The sequence below is a fragment of the Dictyoglomus sp. SSW genome, from assembly GCF_055181335.1.
Genome location: NZ_CM143705.1, coordinates 1,449,132 through 1,468,778 on the forward strand (window position 1 = coordinate 1,449,132; position 19,647 = coordinate 1,468,778).

Sequence of the window (19,647 nt, forward strand, 5' to 3'; positions counted from 1 at the left end):
AATAACTATACCTCTACCACTTTAATAGGAAATTCATATTCGTCAAGTTTTATAAGATGATATAATTTAAACTCAAAAACTTCCCCCCATATAACCTCAGAAGGAGAGAAAGGAAAGGCAAGATTACCTGCTGTTGCTATTCTTCCTTTATAACCATAATGAAGCAACGTAGATCTTATATATCCTAATATCATCTTTGTTATATTAATATCCTTACTTATGACCTCTATAACAAGACCTAATTCATGAGATACACCATTAAATCTTTCCCATTCACCCATTACTCCATTCTTTCCATATACATGAAAATAAATTTGGTAATCATCCGTCATATCTCTAAAGTTTTCTCTTACTAATTCTCTCTGAATCTCCAATATTTCATCTATTTGTGAAATCATGATAGGATCCCTAATACCTGCTATACATACACCTCTTATTCCAACAAACTTTGTCCCTTCTACTTTTAACCACTTTTCTTTTCCTTCTATAAATCTTGAACCCTTTACAATAACTGTTTTCTCATCCTTTTGAGTAAAAGTGGTAGTTGTCAAATCAATAATTCCATCTGGTCCATGTAAGAAATAAGGATCACTTTTTTCATATAATGTATGAGCAGCAACAGATGTAACTGTACACTTTCTATTCTCATTTATGGGAAATACTTCAAAATGATCATCAAAGAGAACACCTATAAGTCCATCTCTTCCACTTCCTGGTTCTGCTGCAATAGCCCCACATTCTAATATTTTACCTAAATGAAGAGATAATCCCTTAGAATAACCATAATGTATAGGTAAAGCAGAAAAAGGTGCAGGGTCATAACTTCGTCCACAAATTATTATATTCACACTTTTTTTATAACCTTCTATAAAAGGATCAATACCAACTTGTGCTACAATATTCGTAATACTTTCCAAATCCTCTACCCCAACTTCTGAGGAACCATCCAAGGTTTTAATATTTCCGTTAGTTATGGATTCCTTTATTTTATCCTTAGGAATATCCGTATATATTATAGCTATTTTCATGTGCCAATTATTTTCTTCCAGTATCTCCTTTACTATTTCAAAGGTCCAATCTACAGATGATTTACTGCCACATCCCCCAGCACTTCCTATAAATAATGGAATATCCAATTTATGAACCATATTAATTAGGTATTTTAAATCTCTTTTTGTAGCACCACGATCTACAAATGAGATACCCCTTCCAAGATAATATGGGCCAGGATCAGTAGACCCAGCATCAACAGCAACTAAATCTGGCTTTATTTCTAAAGCATTATAATAACTTTGTTCTGGAAAACCATATCCAAGAATTGCTGTGGGTGAATAGATTTTAAACACTTTTTACTAAGCCCTTCCTTCTTAGAATTTGAAGTGTTCTATTCATTTCATTATTTACTATCATTAAACCCTCATCTACTCCCATGCCAGGTTTTGCTAATATCTGATCTGCTTGAACTGCAAGACCTATATGCACAGAAACTTGAGCAGACCTATCTGTCTCATTACAACTTCCTCCTATATAAGTACCAATGTTATGTCCTTTACAATATAAAGCTGCCTCAATAGAATTATGAATACTACCTAAAACAGGAGTTTTTATTTGTATCATATCAACCGCCTCTGCTTTTATGAAATCTCTAATATCTTCAAGACTATTACACCATTCATCAGCAACTATTTCTACTCCCAAACCTCTTCCTTTTAGCTCTTTTCTCAATTTGCTTAAAAACTCAATTTGTTTCTCCCTATTTTCTAAATCAACAGGACCTTCTATTCTGAGTTTATGTGGAAATGAAATTTTTTCAAGCCTCGCTAAATATTCTACTATTTCATCAATATTATAATTAAATGCTATACCTATAGTTCCATATACATCTATGTGAAAAATTGGTAAATATCCTTCCTCTCCTAATATTCTTACCCTTTCTTTGAGCCAGCCTAAATATTCTATTAGTTTTTCTCCTCTCCACCCTAATTTTGTCTCTACATTATTTATTAAACCATGTGGAAGAACATCTACTCTCTTCAGTATCATTTTGTCCACACTAATATAACGATCGTCTCCTGATTGAGCAAAAATTGGAATTCTCTTTATATCAAAATTTAAATTATACTCCTCTCTTATTATCTCAGTCATAGTCTTCCTATAATGTTTTGAAAACACATCAAGAATTGCTTGAGAAATTCCGTACCTTACTGCGGTATGTAACTTATGATCATTTATTTTGAAATTGTCAATCTTAACACATAAATCCTTAAAACTTTTCCATTCATCCTTTAACAGAAAAGGAAAAACATGTTGTTCCAAAATTTGTAACCATTCACTAGTTTTAAAGAGAGGATCTCTTCCTCCTGCACCAGAATATTGAATAGCAGTACAATCCCCATAAGCTATCTGATCATCCTCCAAAATGAAGATAATAGATATACTTTCTCCTTTCTGCCTTATAGCCTCATAACCTTCAGTTAATGGTACTCCTCTATAGGCGAAACCATCTTCACGAGCCCCTGCCTTAATAGCTCTTTGGTCATCAAAATAGAAACCAGAAAGTCCTATCGAATATAGTACATCTTTAATCATTTATTTACCTCGGTCTTCCTATTAATCTTCCCTTACTGATTGCATAGATATCATCAAGTACCATTTGAAAACTTACATCTCTTTTCTCAAAACGAGCTCTCTCTTCCAATCTTTCCTTATGAAAAGTTTTTACCTCTTCGTCAAAAGGTAGATTTCCAAAATCAAAAAATCTAACAGCACCTTCATTATCCCGTACTGGCATTACTCTTCCATAAGTATATTTACTTGGTGCAAAAGGTACATCCAAAATTCCTGAAGAGAAAGCCTTAACAGCTCCCACAGCTATATCCCCTTTCCCTATTTCATAAACCCTATTGAGGATAGATCTTACTTCTCTTTCAATAATATATTCCTCTTGGCTTAACTTCTCTTCATCTATAAAATTTTGGTTTTCTAACATATTTAAAACCTGACGAGTATTCTTAAGGGCTGAAGCATTTGCTTCTTTTGTGGGAATACCAATAGCTTCTTGGGGTGTTTTTACAATTATCTTTGTTACCTTCGATATAGCCCCAGCTATAGTCCCGAAACTTATAACTGCGTAAGCTTTAGCTTCATCTTCTGGAAAACCTCCCATCCAGTGATGTAGAACAGTAGTTATATGAACATCATAATAACCAAAACTCGCAAGATATTCCCTTGTTAGTTTCTCTAAAATTTTTATTGAAGCTACATCTTGAATAATATTACCACATTGTCCATATCCTACACTAAAACTTTTCACTCCTTGTTCTGCTGCAAGAATGGCTTCTATTATTCCAATACTTATTGAGATAGACGGTGGAACTAAAGTACCAGTGAGAGGGCCAAAAGATTCTCTATTTATTAATATTCCTTCTTGTGCATATATTCCTACTAGATAATCTATATATTGCCAATATAAAATTGAATTTTCCAATGGAACATCCTTAGCATAAGGAATATTGTAAGTAATTCCTCCCCCTTCAAAAGATGTAAAACCTGCAGCCAAAGTAATCTCAGCAAGAAGTCTTGCATCTGGAGTACCATGTCTTACTTCAACAGGCACTTTTACACTTTCTATGATTTCTCTACAAGCTTTTACTCCATAATTAACAGCTGGAAAACCATTAAGAAGATATCTTCCTTCTTTTAAACTTTCTTCTATTCCCAATTGTGCTTCTTTATATCTATTCTGTCGAGTATAACTATCAATAGTTGTAGGTAAGATATCTGCTCCTCCCTCATCTTGTAAATATTGAAGAAGAACAATATGATCTTTTAAAATTGGAATACCTGCTCTTGGTTGTAATAAGGTTTTATTATTCTGAGATGCTTCTCTCAATACATAATCGGTCTGCTTTTCTTTAGGTAAAGATGTTAAATATAAAAAGGCTTCTTTTAAATCAACTTCTCTACCTGTAGGCCATGAATTCAAGACATCTTCTCTCATATTAAGAAAATATTTATGATCCCATTTCTTATTTTTTATAAACATAATCTCATCCCTCTATACTTTGTTTATATATTTTTCTACAAGACTCATAGATTTATCCTTATAGATCTCCGAGATTACTCCTATAGCAAACATTATATATTCCTTATCTACATAAAAGGTAGGATTTTTAGGCTTCAATATAAAAGGTTCATCATTAGAATATATTACACCCTTTAAACTTTCCACTCTATAAGGATTATATATTAAAGGCCCACCTGTACATACCACTTTATCCAATTCCCTTAAATCTTTCCCATATTGGAAAAGCAATGTTCCCATAGGGGTATACACCATTTCTATATGCCCTACATGTCTCTCTGTAGCAATCTTTACAGCAAAATAAGCAAGAATAGCGTCTAAATGTAAATCTTCATCATTTTTTGGAATATAACTCGTATTTATGTTTAAAAATTTTACTTTTTCCTCTATAACTTTAACCTTATCATGTGAAAAACTTTTTATAATATCTTTTTTTGCAGACTCAAATAAAGATAGTGCAGATACTCTAACCCCCAAATCTCCTTCCACAGATCTTTTTACATATGGCTCTTTTAATCCCTTTAAGATTACATTATTCTGGGTAGGTTCTCCCTTTGCTACAGAACAAACATCGGTAGTTGCTCCTCCCACATCAATTAATAAACATTCACCATATATCTCTGAGAAACTTTCCAAACCCTTTAATACAGCAAGTGGTGTAGGCATTACTATACCGTCTATTATTTCTTGCACTTTATCTAATCCCTTTGCATGTATAATGTTTCTTAAAAAGACCTCTCTGATAATATTTTGGACCTTTTCTATATTTATAACTCCATATTCAGGCATTACATTCTCTGTTATGTATATTTCTTTACTATTAGATAAAAAAATATTTTTTATTTCATCTTGTAAATCTTTATTTCCAGCATAGATAAAAGGAATATTTAAGGGAAGCCTTGATAATTTTTTAGCATTTATTATTGGATAGTATCTATTTCCCCCATCTGTTCCCCCAGCCAAAATTATAATATCTGGCTTTAAATAAAGAATCTCGTCCAAATCCGAACTTGTAAGTTCATAGGAATAGATCTTAATTACCTTTCCCCCTGCTCCTAAACTTGCTTTCTTAGCTGCCTCAGTAGTTAAATCTGGAACTAAACCTATAGCAATTATTTTTAAACCTCCAGCAGCACTGCTTGTAGCTTTTTTAATATTAAAATCCCTTATATTTAGTCCAGTTTGTCTTTCTATTTCAGAAATTACATTTTGAAGACCTATCGTTACATCTTCATTTACAGTAGATGGATATTTTGCTCTCCCTATAATTTCACTTTTATCTAAATCAAAAGCTACACCTTTAGTAAATGTACTTCCTATATCAAATATGATTGCCTTCATAATTATTTATCTAATCCTAAATCTTTTTTTAAATCTCTAATAACTTCATCTGGCATTGTTTTTGGTGGATATACTCTATTAAATCCTAATTCTTTAAATTTCTTTTCCACTTCTTCCCAATTTTTTTGGCCTATTCCCAAATTTCCACCTATATACAACAATACATTATCAAGACCTGCCTCTTGTAGTTTTTCCCTGAATCCTCTACAATCAAGCTCAGCATGTCCATATAAAGATGAAACTAAAATAGCTCTTGCATCAGATTCAATCGCTGCTTTTATGAAATCTTCTTGAGAAGAAAGAACTCCAATATTAACCACATCAAAACCTGCAGATCTTAAAGCATAATCCAAAATTCTTAAACCAACCGCATGTACATCCGCCCCTATTACTCCGAGAACCACCGTCCTCTCACCCACTAAAATCACCCCTTAATAAGATTAAATATTAATAGAGATGTATTATAAAGATTATCTAATTTAATTTTCTCCTCCTTAGAATGAGCATTCTCCATACCTATCCCCACATTTATAGCCTTTATACCATAAGAATTTAGAATATTAGCATCACTTCCTCCCATAGTATAAGTAAATACTGGATTCTTTCCCATTTTATTTAATATGCTCTCTATATACTTTACTAATGTTTCATTAGGATCAATAGAAAAACCTTTGTAAAGACTTTCTTTCTTTAAATCAAAACTTCCCCCTCTATCCTTTAATGCCGAAAGTTCTTTTTCCATATTTTGCCATTGTGTACTAAGTTTACTCTTATCTATACTTCTAAACTCACCCTCCAGATAAACTTCCTCTGGAACTATATTTGTAGCTCTTCCACCTTTTATAATACCAACATTAGAGGTTACATCTTTTTCTATTCTTCCCCATTTAAGTTTCAATAAAAACTCAGAAGCAAGAAGAATAGCATTTATTCCTTTCTCAGGAGAGGTACCTGCATGGGAGGCTTTACCAAATATCTTTAAATAAAACCTATCATGATATGGGGCACTAAGTATTAACGTACCAACATCACCTTCTCCATCTAAGACATATCCCTCTTTTGCGTGTAAAAGTGAAAGATCCACGTTTTTAGCCCCTAAAAGTCCGATCTCTTCACTAACAGTAAAAAGAAATTCTACTTTTCTATTTTTAATATTATTTTCTTTTATTGCAGTTATAGCCTCTATTATAGCTGCTATTGCAGCTTTATCATCAGCCCCCAAAATAGTGTTTTTGTCACTAACTATGTAATCACCTTCAATCTTTGGATTTATATTTTCACCGGGATCTACTGTATCCATATGAGCGGATATTAAAAAAGGTTCTCCTTCACCATTCATAATTGCTATTAAATTCCCTGAACTCCCACCTATTTTTTCACCTGCAAAGTCCTCATAAACTTCCAAACCTAATGCTTTTAACCTACTCTTTAAAAATTGAGAAAACTCTTTTTCCTTAAGAGAAGGGGAAGGTATTTTGATTATTTGAAAAAAAGTATTAATGAGTCTTTCTTTACTTAGCAATCATTTCACTCCTTTCAATTTCAACCTGCTCTACTTTCCATCCTACGTTAAGCAATTTATTTAATATTCTTTCAAATCCCACAGAATCACCTGTGGTATATACTTTTACAATAGGATTGGCCAAATCCTCTTTTGACAAAATTCTTAATATCTCTTGGGATGGATCTATAATTGGAATTTGGGGATATAGTCTTTCTATAACAGGTTTGATAAAAGGTAAATGAGTACATCCTAAAACTAATCCATCAATATCTTTATCAATTAAAGGATCTATACATTTTTTAAGCTCGTTTATTATTATTTCACCATCTATTATCCCATTTTCAATAGTTTCCAAAAGAGGGCCTTCACTACAAGATTTTACATATACTTCTATATCTTGGGATACAAACTTATTTATTAAAGTAGGATAAATTTTACTTTCTTTTGTTCTACGGGTTGCAAGAACGCCCATTTTTTTCCAATTTGTATTTTTTATTCCGTCAATAGCACTTAATATAATACTATATATCTTTATATTATAATCTTTAAACTTATCGAGTAAATAATCATAAGCAACAGCTGATGCAGTATTACATGCAATTATAATTTCTCCAATATCCAATCTTGTAAAAAACTCCACGATTTCTGATACTCTTTCCTGAATAAATTCTACCTTCTTAATACCATAGGGGAAATATTTTGTATCTCCTAAAAAATAAACTTCATCGTAAATTTTTCTTTCAACAACTTCTTTAAGAACAGAGAGACCACCGACACCAGAATCTAAGATACCAATCTTCTTACTCATTTTTTACTTCTCCCTTTCTATATAATTCTATAGCTTCAATAATCTTTTCTATAAGTCTATCCTGATATTCATCTCTTAACAATAATTTTCTATCCTCATCGTTGGTTAGAAAACCCATTTCTATAATTACAGATGGTATAGGAACTCTGGAAAGTACATAGAACCTTCCTTTTATACTTCTTCTAACAAGAAACCCACTACTGTTGAAAATATTGAAAAGCATATTAACTAATCTCTCTGATAAATCAGTAGCATAACAAATCTCAATACCTCTAACATCATTGGAAAAAGCTGCATTTGAATGAATACTAATAAACAAAGCAGATGTGATAAGATTATTATTCAAGTTTATAGAAGAATTAACAATTTTTACACGATCATCCAAGGAAATATTAGAATCATCACTACGTGTTAGAATAACATTGTAACCTTTCTGTCTGAGGGTTTCGGCAAGTTTAAGTGAGACTTTCAAATTAATATCTTTTTCTTTAATATCTCCATATATAGCACCAGGATCAGTACCTCCATGTCCTGGATCAATAAAAATAGTAAAATCATTATTTTCTAATTTATTTTCCTCTGAACTTAGCGCTTCCTTTCTAAAAGATATTTTTAGTGCATTTTCCCCTATTTCTTCCGCAGTTTGAATTGAATCTGTATATGTCTCAAAAACTAATCTCATAATCTTTTTACCTTCATCTCTTAAACCAAATCTTAAAATCTTAACAGGATATACATTTATGGTTAACTCTTGAGAAGTCAAAGAAAAAGTCGAACCTATGAAATCATAATAAATTCTTGGAGGATCATATAAAATCTTTTTTTCCTGAAAGGTATAAGTTCCAAGAAAAGTAAGAAAAAAATCTACACTATCCTTTTCCTCTTTCCATTTTAAATCTGTTAATACCGATTGAACATTAGTATTTTGTTTTTGGGTTTTCTCTTCTGTTATATCATTTCCCAAAAATCTGACATAAATATTACCATCATTTAGTTTAATATCATAATTAGGGATTTTATCTTTAAATTCTATTACAACTCTAACAATATAAGGAGCTACATTAAATTGGGAAAAACGAATATTTTTAATATTAGCATCTTTAGGTATAATTTCTCCTTTGTTGTTTATATAAACTGTATTTAAAAGGTCAATCACAAGGCGAGAAGGATTTTGCAATACTAAAGTTTTTACTTCAACAGGGGATTCTGCTTTAAAAGCTATAGATAGTAAATTTTTAGAATATTTTATTTCTAAAACTTCATGAACAATAAAAATAGTATTCTCTTTTAGATAGATTCTATACCCCAATAATCTAAAAAAAGATGACAAAGGAAAATATATAACATCTTCTCTTATAATAGGATATAAAAGGGTAGTTTCTTTCTTATTTATTATGCACTTTTTATCTCCAATGTTTGCGGAAAAAACCTCTTTTTTTTCTCGATAAAGAACTACCTTATTATTTTCTTGGGAAAAATCATATTTAAAGGTTGATGCAAACAAGGGTAAAGGCATATATATTTCTGAATCTTTTATTTTCAAAACAGTAAGAATTTTAGTTTTCTCGCCCAAAAAATTTATTTCAAGAGAAGAGGGTTCTTCTCCCAAAATTATTGCTGAAAGATGAATACTAAAAAACAAAAAAAATAAAATATATATGCTTACTTTCTTCAACTTTGTTAACTCCTCAATTCATTATGGTTACTTTAATAATTTTGGTGGAGGCGGCGGGAGTCGAACCCGCGTCCAGAGAGCAAGAACCAAAAGCCTCTACAAGCTTAGCGGGAGTTTTAAGATTTTCGGCCCTTACAGACTCCCTCCCGCAGGATTCTGTAAGCGCCTATCCCCTATTATCTTACCCTCCCTTACGGGAATCAGGAGGGGCAGCTGGCTAACTATGACACTCTTCTAACCCTGCCAGCCCGGGTTAGAAGAGCGTAGCTGCTAAATTAAGCAGCTAATGCTAAATTTGTGTTGGCACTTCTTTTTTGCCGTTGTTTTACGAGGCAACGGCACCTCGGCTTGCAGCTTTTGATCCTTGTACTCCCTGTCGAAACCAATCGCCCCCACTAATACTTCATCTTATATAATCTTTCTAGTTCTCTTCTTTCAGCTTTTTCTGCCAAATCTTTTCTTTTATCGTACAACTTTTTACCTTTTGCTAATCCTAACTCTACTTTTGCCCAACCACGTTCATTAAAGTATATAGATAAAGGAATTAATGTCAAGCCCTTTTCTTTAACTTTACCTACAAGATAAGCAATCTCATCCTTATTCAGCAATAACTTTCTTGGTCGCTTAGGATCATGGTTATATATATTACCATGCTCGTAAGGGCTTATGTGAAGATTATAAATCCAAACCTCACCGTTTTTAACATCAGCATAACTATCTTGCATACTTACTTTACCACTTCTTAGAGACTTTACTTCAGTACCTGTCAAGGAAATACCAGCCTCAAAAGTCTCTAAGATAAAATAATCATGCTTCGCTTTTCTATTTACTGCTACAATCTTTTTTTCCTTTGCCATTTTCTATATAAATTATATCAAATTTTACTCCGAATATCCAAAGGGGTGATTTTTCATCCAATTCCATGCAGATAAAATCATGGTTTCTAAATCTGGAAAATCAGGTTGCCATTGTAATTCTTTTTTAATCTTATCAGAGCTTGCTATAAGCACTGCCGGATCCCCAGGTCTTCTTGGTGCCTCTTTTATTGGAATTTTTTCACCTACAACTTTTTCAGCAGTTTTTATAACTTCCCTGACAGAATATCCTTTTGAATTACCAAGATTAAAAACCTCAGAATTCCTTTCATTTAATAAAGCTTCTAAAGCCAAAATGTGTGCCTTCGAAAGATCGGATACATGTATATAATCCCTAATGCATGTACCATCAGGGGTCGGATAATCTGTACCATATATTTCTACATATTCTCTTTGCTTTAAGGCTGTTTTTAAGACTATAGGTATTAAATGTGTTTCAGGTCTATGATCCTCTCCTAATTCTCCCTCCATATCTGCACCAGCAGCATTAAAATATCGAAGAGAAATATACTTAATCCCAAAAAGCTTATCATACCAATTTAATATTTCTTCAAACATCAATTTCGAAGATCCATAAACATTAGTAGGATTTTTAGGGTGTTCTTCTGGAATTGGAATAATTTTAGGTTCGCCATATACAGCTGCAGTCGAAGAAAAAATAAAATATTTAACTCCAAAATCTTTCATCGATTCTAAAATGTTCAATCCACCTAATATATTATTTTCGTAATATTTAGCAGGATTTTGCATAGACTCTCCTACAGTACTCAAAGCTGCAAAATGCATAACTGCATCAATTTTATACTTATTAAAAACTTCTTTTACCTTTTCTTTATTTTTTAAATCTATATTCTCAAAATATTTAGACAATATGGCTTTTTTATGCCCTTTCTCTAAATTATCCAAAACCAAAACTTCATATCCCTTTTTAAGAAGATCTTTAACTACATGACTTCCTATATATCCTGCGCCACCAGTTACTAGTATATATCCCATTATGATAGTCCTCCTTCAATTTATGAAAAATTCTCTGATTGATTCAATAATATAATCTACTTCCTCATTGGTAAGCTCTGGCCACATCGGTAATGCAATAACTTCTTTACTTGCTTTTTCAGCCTCAGGAAAATCTCCCTCTCTATAACCTAAATCCTTATAACATTCTTGTAGATGAAGAGGTAAAGGATAATATATAGCAGTACCAATACCTTTATTAGCGAGATACTCCTGTAATTCATCTCTATTTTTAGTTCTTATCACGTATTGATGGAATACATGTTTCACATATGGCTTTACTTCAGGTACTTTAATATCTAAATCTTTTAGACCCTCCGAATAGATCTTCGCAATTTCTATTCTTCTCTCAATCCAATGATCTAAATACTTCAATTTTATCCTAAGAATAGCAGCCTGTATTTCATCTAATCTACTATTATGACCTATTAATTCATGATAATATTTTTTCCTACTTCCATGTACTCTAAGTAGCTTTATCTTTTCATACAATTTTTCATCATTAGTTGTAATTAAACCACCATCACCATAAGCACCTAAATTTTTCGTAGGGAAAAAACTAAAACATCCAGTATTCCCAATACTTCCAGCTCGCTTACCTTTATACTCCGCTCCTATAGCTTGACAAGCATCCTCTATAACATAAAGATTATATTTCTCAGCAAGATATTCAATATCATCCATCTCTGCCATCTGTCCAAAAAGATGTACAGGAATAATAGCTTTTGTCTTTGGGGTTATTGCATCTTCTATCTTATTAGGATCTATATTAAAAGTTTTAGAATCTATATCTACAAAAACTGGTTTTGCTTTTAATAGAGAAATTATCTCTGAAGTAGCAAAAAAAGTAAAAGGAGTTGTTATAACTTCATCTCCTTCTCCAATACCCAAGGCTTCTAAAGACAATAAAAGGGCATCAGTACCTGAAGCAACTCCTACTGCGTATTTTGTACCACAATAATCTGCAAGTCCTTTCTCAAGAAGTTCCACATTCTCACCTAATATAAATTGCCCCTTTGCCATTACTTCTTCTAAAACAGGCAATAACTCAGAAGATAGTTTTTTATATTGTCTCTTCAAATCAAAAGCTGGAATATTCATTATTTACCTCCCAATTTACTCCATTCTCTTTTAAATCCTTCCCAAAAATTGAGGAAAAAAGCAAGAAAGATACCTAAAAATACGCTACTTATTCCTGCTATAAGCACATTAAGAACGGTAGAAGGTTTTGATTTTTTTATGGGTGGCTTTGCAGGATCAAGAACTGATATGTTAACCATCTCCTTAGTCTCGTCTATTTTTGCTTGTTCATATTGGGACAAAAGCATGGTATAAATGGTTTCTTGTACCTTTACATCCCTTAATAATTTTGTTAATCGCAAACCTAATTCTGGTAGATTAGAAAGTTTTCTTTGATATTCTTCTAAAATTCTACTCAGCGCTTTTTCTTTTGCTTCATTACTTAAAATATTAATCTGAAGGCTAAACAGATCATAAAGGGAAGTATCATTTATGGCTTTATATATTCTCTCTAATTCATCTCTCAAAAGTTTCTTTGTTTGCTCTATTGCATATTTCATTGAAACTACCTTGGGGTGATTTTCCCCATAATCAATAGTAAGCATAGCTAATTCTGATTCTTGAGAAATAAGTTTATTTCTTAGATCAGAAAGAATAGTTGATGTGGCTGTAAGAGAAGTAATAGCAAGTAAATCTTTTTTTTGTAATTTTTGCTGTTTTATAAGCTCATTTTTAAGATTTTCAAGACTTTCCTTTGCTACATTTAAAGATACCAAAGTTATCTGTCTTTCACCTTCCAGCTTTGCCAAATTATCAATAACAGTCTTTGCCTCCTCATTCACATCAAAAATAAGATTTTTTTCTTGAAATTCTCTTAAGCGATTTTCAGCCATCTCAAGCTCTTTCTTAACCCTCTCTATTTGCTTCTCTAAAAATTCTCTTGTTCTCTTCGCTGAATATATATTAAGAGATGCATTTATCTTCTCTAAGGCTTCTATATAAGTATTTGCTATGTCCGATGCGAGTTTTGGATCCTTGGCTTCTGCAGTTATGGTTATAGTATTTTCTTTATCATTAGTTGTGATTTTAACGCTTTTCATCAATTTTTCTAAAGCATCTTCTTTAGTTTTCTCTTTAAAATAATTTTCTAAATTTAATTTATCAAAAACATATTCTGCGGCTGTTCTACTTTTTAAAATGGCCACCAAATTAGCTGAAGGTGTTGTAGGAAAACCAATACCAAGAGAAAATGGAAGACTTTGAGCCAAAGCTGCTAAGGAAGAACTACTAGTATTTTGAGTAGGAAGGAGTATAACAGCTTTAGATTCATAAATTTTAGGAGAAAGTAAACTATAAAGAAGAGCTATAATAGTTGATATTAAAAATAAAGATATTACGAGCTTTTTTCTTTGCCAAACAACAAAAAAAAGCTCTACTAAGCTTATTTCGTCATCATATCTTGTTTCATTCATTACCCTTCCCCCTTATTCTCAAACATAGAATAAAGTTCCCTCTTCATAATTCCAAACTTTTGAGAAATCATCTCCTCCCCATATTTGTACCTTTTCTACTCCATTTTTAACAGCAAATAAAGAAGATTCAATCTTAGGAATCATTCCTCCAGTTACCTTTCCATTTTTTATCAGTTCTAAAGCCTTATCTACATTAAGAGATTTTATAACTATTTCTTTACCATCTTCTTTGATCATAACTCCTGGAACATCAGTACAGAAAATAAGCCTATTAACTCTAAGAAAAACTCCTAAGGATAATGCTGCAGTGTCAGCATTTATATTGTAAGAATTTCCCTCGTTATCCACCCCTATAGATGATATTACAATCACATATCTCTTTTCTAACAAAGCATTAATAGGTTCCAATTCCACATTAATAACCTCTCCTACAAAACCAAGATCAATATCATCAATATATAATTTTTTACAATAAAAAATAGACTTACCATTGATCCCAACAGCCTTTATATTTTCTTTTTTCATTTGGGATAAAACCTTTCCTTGTATATCTCCAGATAGGACCATCTCTACAATTTTTAGTGTTTCCTCATCTGTAACTCTTCTTCCTTTTATAAATTTGGGCTCCAATCCAAATTTCTCCATCCAAAAATTAATTTCTTTTCCTCCACCGTGAACCAAAACAAAATTTTCTCCCTTTTCATGCAAATTTTTTATCTCTTTTAAAAAAAGGTGTAGCTTATTTAAAAGATTTCCACCTATTTTTATTAAGTTAATATTTTTCTTATCCACGGGTTAACTTTAACAAAACCTCCTGAGATATAGCTTTCAATGTTTCCATTACTCCCTTTCCTTCTATTGCAACCGCCTCAAAATATTTATATTTACCTTCAGGATTTAGCTTCTCATTTAACTCTTCAACGCTTACTATATCAGGCAAATCTCTTTTGTTATATTGGAAAATAAATGGTAAATTATTAAACTCATAACCAACAGCTGCCAACTCCCTTTTTAATGCTTCAAAAATTCTAACATTCTCTTCCAATCTGCTTCTCTGAGAATCCACTACAAAAACTAACCCGTCCACTCCCCTTAAAATTAGTTTTCTACTTGCCTCATATAAAGCTTGACCTGGGGTTGTATACAATTGGAATCTCAATTTAAAACCTTGAACTGTTCCTAAATCTAAAGGAAGAAAGTCAAAAAATAGAGTTCTTTCTGTTTCTGTAGCTAAAGAAACTAATTCTCCTCTCCTATCAGGAGAAACCATTTTGTATATTTGTTGTAAATTTACAGTCTTACCACTTAAACCGGGACCACAATAAACAATCTTACAAGTAATCTCTTTTGCAGCATAATTTAAAACAGCCATAAACTTTCACCTTTTCTAAAAATTTTTACTTTTTAAAGAAATCTTCTATATCATTAAAATTGAATTCAGCTTTTGGAATATCTTTCTGTTTTTCCTTAATTTTCTTGATTATTTTAGCTAAATTTTCGCAAGCTTTTTGTGCAAAAAGTCTTACCATTCCTAATGTAGTAGAATCATCAAAAATAACTAAGAGCAATACTTGTTTTTCAATATGGGATATATGCAGATGGTTTCTTTTACCTTGATGGAATATTAAAGAAAACTCTTCTTCTCCAAGAAGTTTTGCCAGTTCTTGAGTCGCAGAGAAAGCTCCTGCAGCCAAGGCAGATATAGTTACAAAATCAAACTGAGAAGCAGTTCCTCTACCACCAATAACAGTACCACTTTTATCTATCAATAGAGCAGCCTTAGCTTTTGATTCCGATAAAAATTGTCCCAAATAACGCTCAATCTCCTCCTGGTCCTCCAATGATATAACTAAAGATAATATCTGTTCCCTTTCATCCATTTAGAACCCTCCTTAGATATTACTTAATTAAAACTTTTACAAAAATTATAATCCTTTAAAAGCCTATAGTCAAACTTAGAATTCTTCTCTTAGGCTTAGCGATTTAAAGGAAGTAGAATTTTTGAGAAACAGCAATTTCACAGTTCCTGTGGGTCCATTTCTTTGTTTAGCTATTATGATTTCCACCTCTTCTGGCATATCTGATTCTACTTCTGACTCTTGAGCCTTATAATATCCTTCTCTATATATAAAAATTACTACATCAGCATCTTGCTCTAAGCCTCCAGACCCTCTTAAATCTGAAAGTTGTGGTCTTCTTTCTGCTCTTGTTTCCACAGCCCTTGATAACTGAGATATAGCTATTACTGGAACCTCTAATTCACGGGCTAAGGATTTTAATCCTCTTGAGATTTCTGATATTTGTTGATGCTCGCTCTTATCTCTATCGAGCAACCTTATAAGCTGTAAATAATCCACAATTATAAGAGAAAGTCCTCTTTCTGCTTTTAATCTTCTTGCTCTTGCTCTCATCTCTATAACATTCAAATCAGGAGTATCATCAACAAAAATAGGTGCTTCAGCAAGTTTACCAAAAGCTCTTGCTAATTTTGGCCACTCATGTTCTTTAATCTGACCAGTTCGCAACCTGTGAATATCTATTTGGGCTTCTGACCCTAAAAGTCTTAAAGCCAATTGAAAACTTGACATTTCTAAACTAAAAATAGCAACGGGTAAATGCTCTTCTAAGGCTACATGTTGGGCAATATTTAAACAAAAGGATGTTTTTCCCATACCAGGCCTTGCAGCCACAATAATAAGATCAGAAGGTTGTAAACCCCCAGTTTTTCTATCCAAATCCCAAAATCCAGTAGGAATACCCGTATACGGTTTTCCAGTTTGGTGTAATCTCTCTATTTCTTTAAAACTTTTTGCAAGTATATCTCTAAGAGGTACTAAAGTTCTAAATCTATGGTGTTGAGCTATATCAAATATTAACTGTTCAGCTTTATCTACCAGAAGTTCTGGTGCTTCATTTTCTCTATAGCCTAAGGATACTATTTCCGTACCCGCATATATAAGCTTTCTAAGTAAAGCCTTCTCAGCAACAATATTAGCGTAATATTCTACATTTGCTGCTGTGGGCACTACATCCAACAAAGAAGCAACATATACACTTCCCCCAACTCTTTCTAACAAATTTCTGCTTCTCAACTCCTCTGTTACAGATACTAAATCTACTGGAAGGCCCTTTTCAAAAAGCTCCACAATCACTCGAAAAATAATACTATGATGTTCATAATAAAAACTATCCGATTGAAGAATTTCAATAACTTTCGCAATAGCATCTCTGGAAAGGAGCATAGCTCCTAAAACAGCCTGCTCTGCTTCTTCATTATGAGGTGGAACTTTTCCTAATATATCTTCCCTATTTCTCATCTATTTCTCAGCTTCCACGATAATTTTTGCTTTAGCAACAACTTGAGGATGAAGTTTTATAGTCACTTCATATTCTCCTAAAGATTTTATCGGTTCATCTAACTCCACTTGTTTCTTATCTATACCAAGTTTTAATTTTTCGTTTATAATATCTGCCACATCTTTACTAGTTATCGAGCCAAAAAGTTTACCTGTTTCTCCTACCTTAGCTTTTACAACATATGTATTCTTCTCTAATAATTCTTTTTCCTTTCTAAACTTTTCTATCAGTTTTTCTTCCTTTTTCTTTTTAGAAATTTCCTGTAATTTTAAATTTTCTAATAATCCCTCATTGACTTCTCGAGCTAATCCTTTTGGAAGCAAATAATTTCTTGCATAACCGTCACTTACATTAATAACATCTCCCTTTTTACCAAGATTATCTACATCTTTTAAAAGCATTACTTTAATCTTTTTCATATTTCTACTCCCTTTTCATTAAGATTTTATCTCTTAAAGGGTAAAAAATGTCTATAAGCCCTCCAATAAATATTATACTCCCGAAAATAGGATTTAAAATTATGAAAATCAATAATAACCATCTAAGCCATTTAACCATAATATAATTTTTTAGAAATATCCAAAGAATAATATATCCATTCACAAGTACCAAGGCTTGAATCAATAAAGAAATATTTATACCTAAATATTGAATCCACGGTAAAGTTTTTAAAAAACTATAAGTTATTCCAGTGATAATATAAATAAGAAAAAGAATAAATAATAACTTTTTAGAAACCCTTAAAGATTCTATATTTGGTAACTTGGGAATATCTACCTGAAATCTTCTTAAAACCCTCTCAGCTATGAGATAATTTATAATTACTTGGGTAAAGGCAGATATAATTAGAAGGGTTGGGATAAAAAGATTTATATTTTTTACCAAACTTCCTTGTAAATTGATAATTTCTTGAGATTCCTTATCTTTAAAATATTTAGATAAAAGTTCTGATGATTTCTGCCAACTTTCCTTATAAACATCTAACCCCAGAGCTTTCTCAAAGGGGATCTTAAAAAATATCATAGAAATCATGATATTTAATACTTGAAAAAATAGAATTATAACAAAACCGATAAACAACAACTTATATATATTCCATTTTGCTTTTATGCCGTATCCAATAAAAATGCCCAAAAAACCAGAAGGCAAAAATAAAGCAAAAGTACTAAATGGATTCATCATTAAACTTGCAAGTATAAAAGAGATAAGAAGAGAAAGAAAGCTTATCTTAATATTATGCCGATAAGATAGAAAGATAAATGGCAAAGAACAAAAGAAAATTAGAGGAAAGAACCAATAAGAAAGCCAAAATAAAATAATACTTATAGCTGTTATTAAACTTCCTTCAGCAACACTGCGAGTATTGAACATACCTCAAAAAGAGGAGGGAGAGTTTATACTCTCCCTCTTAATAATCATTTTACTTAACCACATAAGGTAAAAGTGCCATATATCTTGCTCTTTTTATCGCAGTACTTAATTGTCTTTGATGTCTTGCACAATTGCCACTTACTCTTCTTGGAATAATTTTGCCCTTTTCCGTCATAAATCTGCGTAATCTTTCCACATTCTTATAATCTATATAATCTATTTTTTCACTACAAAAAACACAAAACTTTTTTCTTCCTGAAGAATATGCAAATCTTTGAGTTTTAGCAGAAACCTTATCATTACTCATTCTTCTTCCTCCTCGCTTTCCTCCAGTAATTCATTTAAAATCTCTTCTTCACTTTCAATTTCAATACTTGTAACATCTTCAATAGGTTCCTCTACAGAGTTTGGTTCATTATTTTCCTCTTTCTTTCCCAAAAAATGAACATTTATAGCCTCTACTTCTACTACTTTTCTTTTCTGACCATCAGGAGTTTGATAAATCCTTGTCCTTAATCTTCCTTCAACCGCCACAAGTCTTCCCTTTTTTAAATAATCACCACATATTTCTGCAAGCCTTCTCCATGCCACTATGTCTATGAAATCTGCTGTTCTTTCACCCTTACTATTTTTAGGTCTATTAACAGCTATTCTAAAAGTAGTAACGGGCACCCCACTTGGAGTGTATCTCATCTCTGGATCTTTTACTAAATGTCCAATCAATAATACTTTATTAAGCATAATTCATTATTCTTCCTTCTCTAATAGAGTAATCATATACCTTAAAATCTTCTCCCTCAACTTCAACCTTCTTTCAAATTCAGATAACTGATTTTGTGGGAATAAAAAAGTCATAATCACGTAATATCCATCATTAAACTTCTTAACAGGATAAGCCAATGTTTTCTTACCCCAGTTATCAACCGTTTGAACCTCTCCATCTAAATTTTCTATATCCTTTTTAAGATCCTCCGTAAGTTGATTCAATTCTTCTTCTGAAAGCTCAGGACTGATTAAATACATTACCTCATACTTACGCATCTCTAACCTCCTTTGGACTTTTTGGCCCCATGTTTTAATCATGGAGCAGGATTTAGCTCAAAAATTATACTATTATTTTAACAAA

21 protein-coding genes and 1 other RNA gene are annotated in these 19,647 nt (G+C 32.0%); all 22 read right to left on the reverse strand.

Going from position 1 to position 19,647, the window contains the following annotated elements:
• Positions 1 to 5: 5 nt before the first annotated feature.
• The 22 genes from ACY3JM_RS07140 to rpsF all read right to left on the reverse strand — a co-directional run bounded on the left by ACY3JM_RS07140 (position 6) and on the right by rpsF (position 19,562).
• Positions 6 to 1,346 (reverse strand): acyclic terpene utilization AtuA family protein, encoded by a 1,341-nt coding sequence (locus ACY3JM_RS07140; protein WP_463081892.1) that lies wholly within the window; start codon positions 1,344 to 1,346, stop codon positions 6 to 8.
• On the reverse strand, positions 1,339 to 2,589 hold the full coding sequence (locus tag ACY3JM_RS07145) for a methylaspartate ammonia-lyase (RefSeq protein WP_463111198.1): 1,251 nt from the start codon (positions 2,587 to 2,589) through the stop codon (positions 1,339 to 1,341). The genes ACY3JM_RS07140 and ACY3JM_RS07145 overlap by 8 nt, the downstream gene beginning before the upstream one ends.
• Before the next feature lie 4 nt (positions 2,590 to 2,593).
• Positions 2,594 to 4,045 (reverse strand): methylaspartate mutase subunit E, encoded by a 1,452-nt coding sequence (locus ACY3JM_RS07150; RefSeq protein ID WP_463081890.1) that lies wholly within the window; start codon positions 4,043 to 4,045, stop codon positions 2,594 to 2,596.
• A gap of 12 nt (positions 4,046 to 4,057) precedes the next feature.
• Positions 4,058 to 5,425: a methylaspartate mutase accessory protein GlmL gene (gene glmL / locus ACY3JM_RS07155; RefSeq protein WP_463081889.1), complete on the reverse strand. Its 1,368-nt coding sequence runs from the start codon at positions 5,423 to 5,425 to the stop codon at positions 4,058 to 4,060.
• A gap of 2 nt (positions 5,426 to 5,427) precedes the next feature.
• Positions 5,428 to 5,844 (reverse strand): methylaspartate mutase subunit S, encoded by a 417-nt coding sequence (gene glmS, locus ACY3JM_RS07160; protein ID WP_463081888.1) that lies wholly within the window; start codon positions 5,842 to 5,844, stop codon positions 5,428 to 5,430.
• 5 nt (positions 5,845 to 5,849) lie between these two features.
• The gene (locus ACY3JM_RS07165; RefSeq protein ID WP_463111199.1) at positions 5,850 to 6,947 is read right to left on the reverse strand and encodes a M20/M25/M40 family metallo-hydrolase; all 1,098 of its coding nucleotides are present in this window, start codon (positions 6,945 to 6,947) and stop codon (positions 5,850 to 5,852) included.
• Positions 6,937 to 7,737, reverse strand: a complete 801-nt coding sequence (gene murI, locus ACY3JM_RS07170) for a glutamate racemase (RefSeq protein WP_463111200.1) — start codon at positions 7,735 to 7,737, stop codon at positions 6,937 to 6,939. The genes ACY3JM_RS07165 and murI overlap by 11 nt, the downstream gene beginning before the upstream one ends.
• Entirely contained in the window at positions 7,730 to 9,412 is a 1,683-nt protein-coding gene (locus ACY3JM_RS07175) for an N-acetylmuramoyl-L-alanine amidase (protein WP_463111201.1), read from the reverse strand. Before ACY3JM_RS07175 ends, murI begins: the two co-directional genes overlap by 8 nt.
• A gap of 42 nt (positions 9,413 to 9,454) precedes the next feature.
• Positions 9,455 to 9,806, reverse strand: a transfer-messenger RNA (tmRNA) gene (gene ssrA, locus ACY3JM_RS07180).
• Position 9,807: 1 nt separating this feature from the next.
• Positions 9,808 to 10,269, reverse strand: coding sequence for an SsrA-binding protein SmpB (smpB, locus tag ACY3JM_RS07185; RefSeq protein ID WP_463081884.1), 462 nt, complete (start codon positions 10,267 to 10,269; stop codon positions 9,808 to 9,810).
• Between the two features lie 24 nt (positions 10,270 to 10,293).
• Positions 10,294 to 11,283: a UDP-glucose 4-epimerase GalE gene (galE, locus tag ACY3JM_RS07190; protein ID WP_463081883.1), complete on the reverse strand. Its 990-nt coding sequence runs from the start codon at positions 11,281 to 11,283 to the stop codon at positions 10,294 to 10,296.
• Between the two features lie 15 nt (positions 11,284 to 11,298).
• Entirely contained in the window at positions 11,299 to 12,402 is a 1,104-nt protein-coding gene (locus ACY3JM_RS07195; RefSeq protein WP_463081882.1) for a DegT/DnrJ/EryC1/StrS family aminotransferase, read from the reverse strand.
• Positions 12,402 to 13,793, reverse strand: coding sequence for a GumC family protein (locus ACY3JM_RS07200; protein WP_463081881.1), 1,392 nt, complete (start codon positions 13,791 to 13,793; stop codon positions 12,402 to 12,404). The genes ACY3JM_RS07195 and ACY3JM_RS07200 overlap by 1 nt, the downstream gene beginning before the upstream one ends.
• An 18-nt stretch (positions 13,794 to 13,811) precedes the next feature.
• Positions 13,812 to 14,585, reverse strand: coding sequence for an acetylglutamate kinase (gene argB, locus ACY3JM_RS07205; RefSeq protein ID WP_463081880.1), 774 nt, complete (start codon positions 14,583 to 14,585; stop codon positions 13,812 to 13,814).
• Positions 14,578 to 15,165, reverse strand: a complete 588-nt coding sequence (locus tag ACY3JM_RS07210; RefSeq protein WP_463081879.1) for a GTP-binding protein — start codon at positions 15,163 to 15,165, stop codon at positions 14,578 to 14,580. The genes argB and ACY3JM_RS07210 overlap by 8 nt, the downstream gene beginning before the upstream one ends.
• A 25-nt stretch (positions 15,166 to 15,190) precedes the next feature.
• Positions 15,191 to 15,673, reverse strand: a complete 483-nt coding sequence (locus ACY3JM_RS07215) for a roadblock/LC7 domain-containing protein (RefSeq protein WP_148807469.1) — start codon at positions 15,671 to 15,673, stop codon at positions 15,191 to 15,193.
• A 75-nt stretch (positions 15,674 to 15,748) separates the two neighbouring features.
• Entirely contained in the window at positions 15,749 to 17,110 is a 1,362-nt protein-coding gene (dnaB, locus tag ACY3JM_RS07220) for a replicative DNA helicase (RefSeq protein WP_463081878.1), read from the reverse strand.
• Positions 17,111 to 17,569, reverse strand: a complete 459-nt coding sequence (gene rplI, locus ACY3JM_RS07225) for a 50S ribosomal protein L9 (RefSeq protein ID WP_463081877.1) — start codon at positions 17,567 to 17,569, stop codon at positions 17,111 to 17,113.
• A gap of 4 nt (positions 17,570 to 17,573) precedes the next feature.
• Complete coding sequence (locus tag ACY3JM_RS07230; protein ID WP_463081876.1) at positions 17,574 to 18,521, reverse strand: DUF2232 domain-containing protein; 948 nt, start codon at positions 18,519 to 18,521, stop codon at positions 17,574 to 17,576.
• A 49-nt stretch (positions 18,522 to 18,570) separates the two neighbouring features.
• The gene (gene rpsR / locus ACY3JM_RS07235; protein ID WP_463081875.1) at positions 18,571 to 18,828 is read right to left on the reverse strand and encodes a 30S ribosomal protein S18; all 258 of its coding nucleotides are present in this window, start codon (positions 18,826 to 18,828) and stop codon (positions 18,571 to 18,573) included.
• A complete protein-coding gene (locus ACY3JM_RS07240; protein WP_463091396.1) occupies positions 18,825 to 19,262 on the reverse strand; it encodes a single-stranded DNA-binding protein in 438 nt (145 codons plus the stop codon). The genes rpsR and ACY3JM_RS07240 overlap by 4 nt, the downstream gene beginning before the upstream one ends.
• A 6-nt stretch (positions 19,263 to 19,268) precedes the next feature.
• Positions 19,269 to 19,562 carry a 30S ribosomal protein S6 gene (gene rpsF / locus ACY3JM_RS07245; protein WP_463081873.1) on the reverse strand — a complete coding sequence of 98 codons (294 nt, stop codon included), beginning with the start codon at positions 19,560 to 19,562 and terminating at the stop codon, positions 19,269 to 19,271.
• Positions 19,563 to 19,647 lie beyond the last annotated feature (85 nt).

Coding starts and splice junctions, on each gene's coding strand:
- rpsF (WP_463081873.1), bottom strand. CDS start 19,562: ATGCGTAAGTATGAGGTAATGTATTTAATCAGTCCTGAGCTTTCAGAA.
- rpsR (WP_463081875.1), bottom strand. CDS start 18,828: ATGAGTAATGATAAGGTTTCTGCTAAAACTCAAAGATTTGCATATTCT.
- ACY3JM_RS07200 (WP_463081881.1), bottom strand. CDS start 13,793: ATGAATGAAACAAGATATGATGACGAAATAAGCTTAGTAGAGCTTTTT.
- ACY3JM_RS07145 (WP_463111198.1), bottom strand. CDS start 2,589: ATGATTAAAGATGTACTATATTCGATAGGACTTTCTGGTTTCTATTTT.
- ACY3JM_RS07215 (WP_148807469.1), bottom strand. CDS start 15,673: ATGGATGAAAGGGAACAGATATTATCTTTAGTTATATCATTGGAGGAC.
- ACY3JM_RS07240 (WP_463091396.1), bottom strand. CDS start 19,262: ATGCTTAATAAAGTATTATTGATTGGACATTTAGTAAAAGATCCAGAG.
- glmL (WP_463081889.1), bottom strand. CDS start 5,425: ATGAAGGCAATCATATTTGATATAGGAAGTACATTTACTAAAGGTGTA.
- ACY3JM_RS07210 (WP_463081879.1), bottom strand. CDS start 15,165: ATGGCTGTTTTAAATTATGCTGCAAAAGAGATTACTTGTAAGATTGTT.
- smpB (WP_463081884.1), bottom strand. CDS start 10,269: ATGGCAAAGGAAAAAAAGATTGTAGCAGTAAATAGAAAAGCGAAGCAT.
- ACY3JM_RS07195 (WP_463081882.1), bottom strand. CDS start 12,402: ATGAATATTCCAGCTTTTGATTTGAAGAGACAATATAAAAAACTATCT.
- rplI (WP_463081877.1), bottom strand. CDS start 17,569: ATGAAAAAGATTAAAGTAATGCTTTTAAAAGATGTAGATAATCTTGGT.
- ACY3JM_RS07150 (WP_463081890.1), bottom strand. CDS start 4,045: ATGTTTATAAAAAATAAGAAATGGGATCATAAATATTTTCTTAATATG.
- ACY3JM_RS07230 (WP_463081876.1), bottom strand. CDS start 18,521: ATGTTCAATACTCGCAGTGTTGCTGAAGGAAGTTTAATAACAGCTATA.
- dnaB (WP_463081878.1), bottom strand. CDS start 17,110: ATGAGAAATAGGGAAGATATATTAGGAAAAGTTCCACCTCATAATGAA.
- galE (WP_463081883.1), bottom strand. CDS start 11,283: ATGGGATATATACTAGTAACTGGTGGCGCAGGATATATAGGAAGTCAT.
- murI (WP_463111200.1), bottom strand. CDS start 7,737: ATGAGTAAGAAGATTGGTATCTTAGATTCTGGTGTCGGTGGTCTCTCT.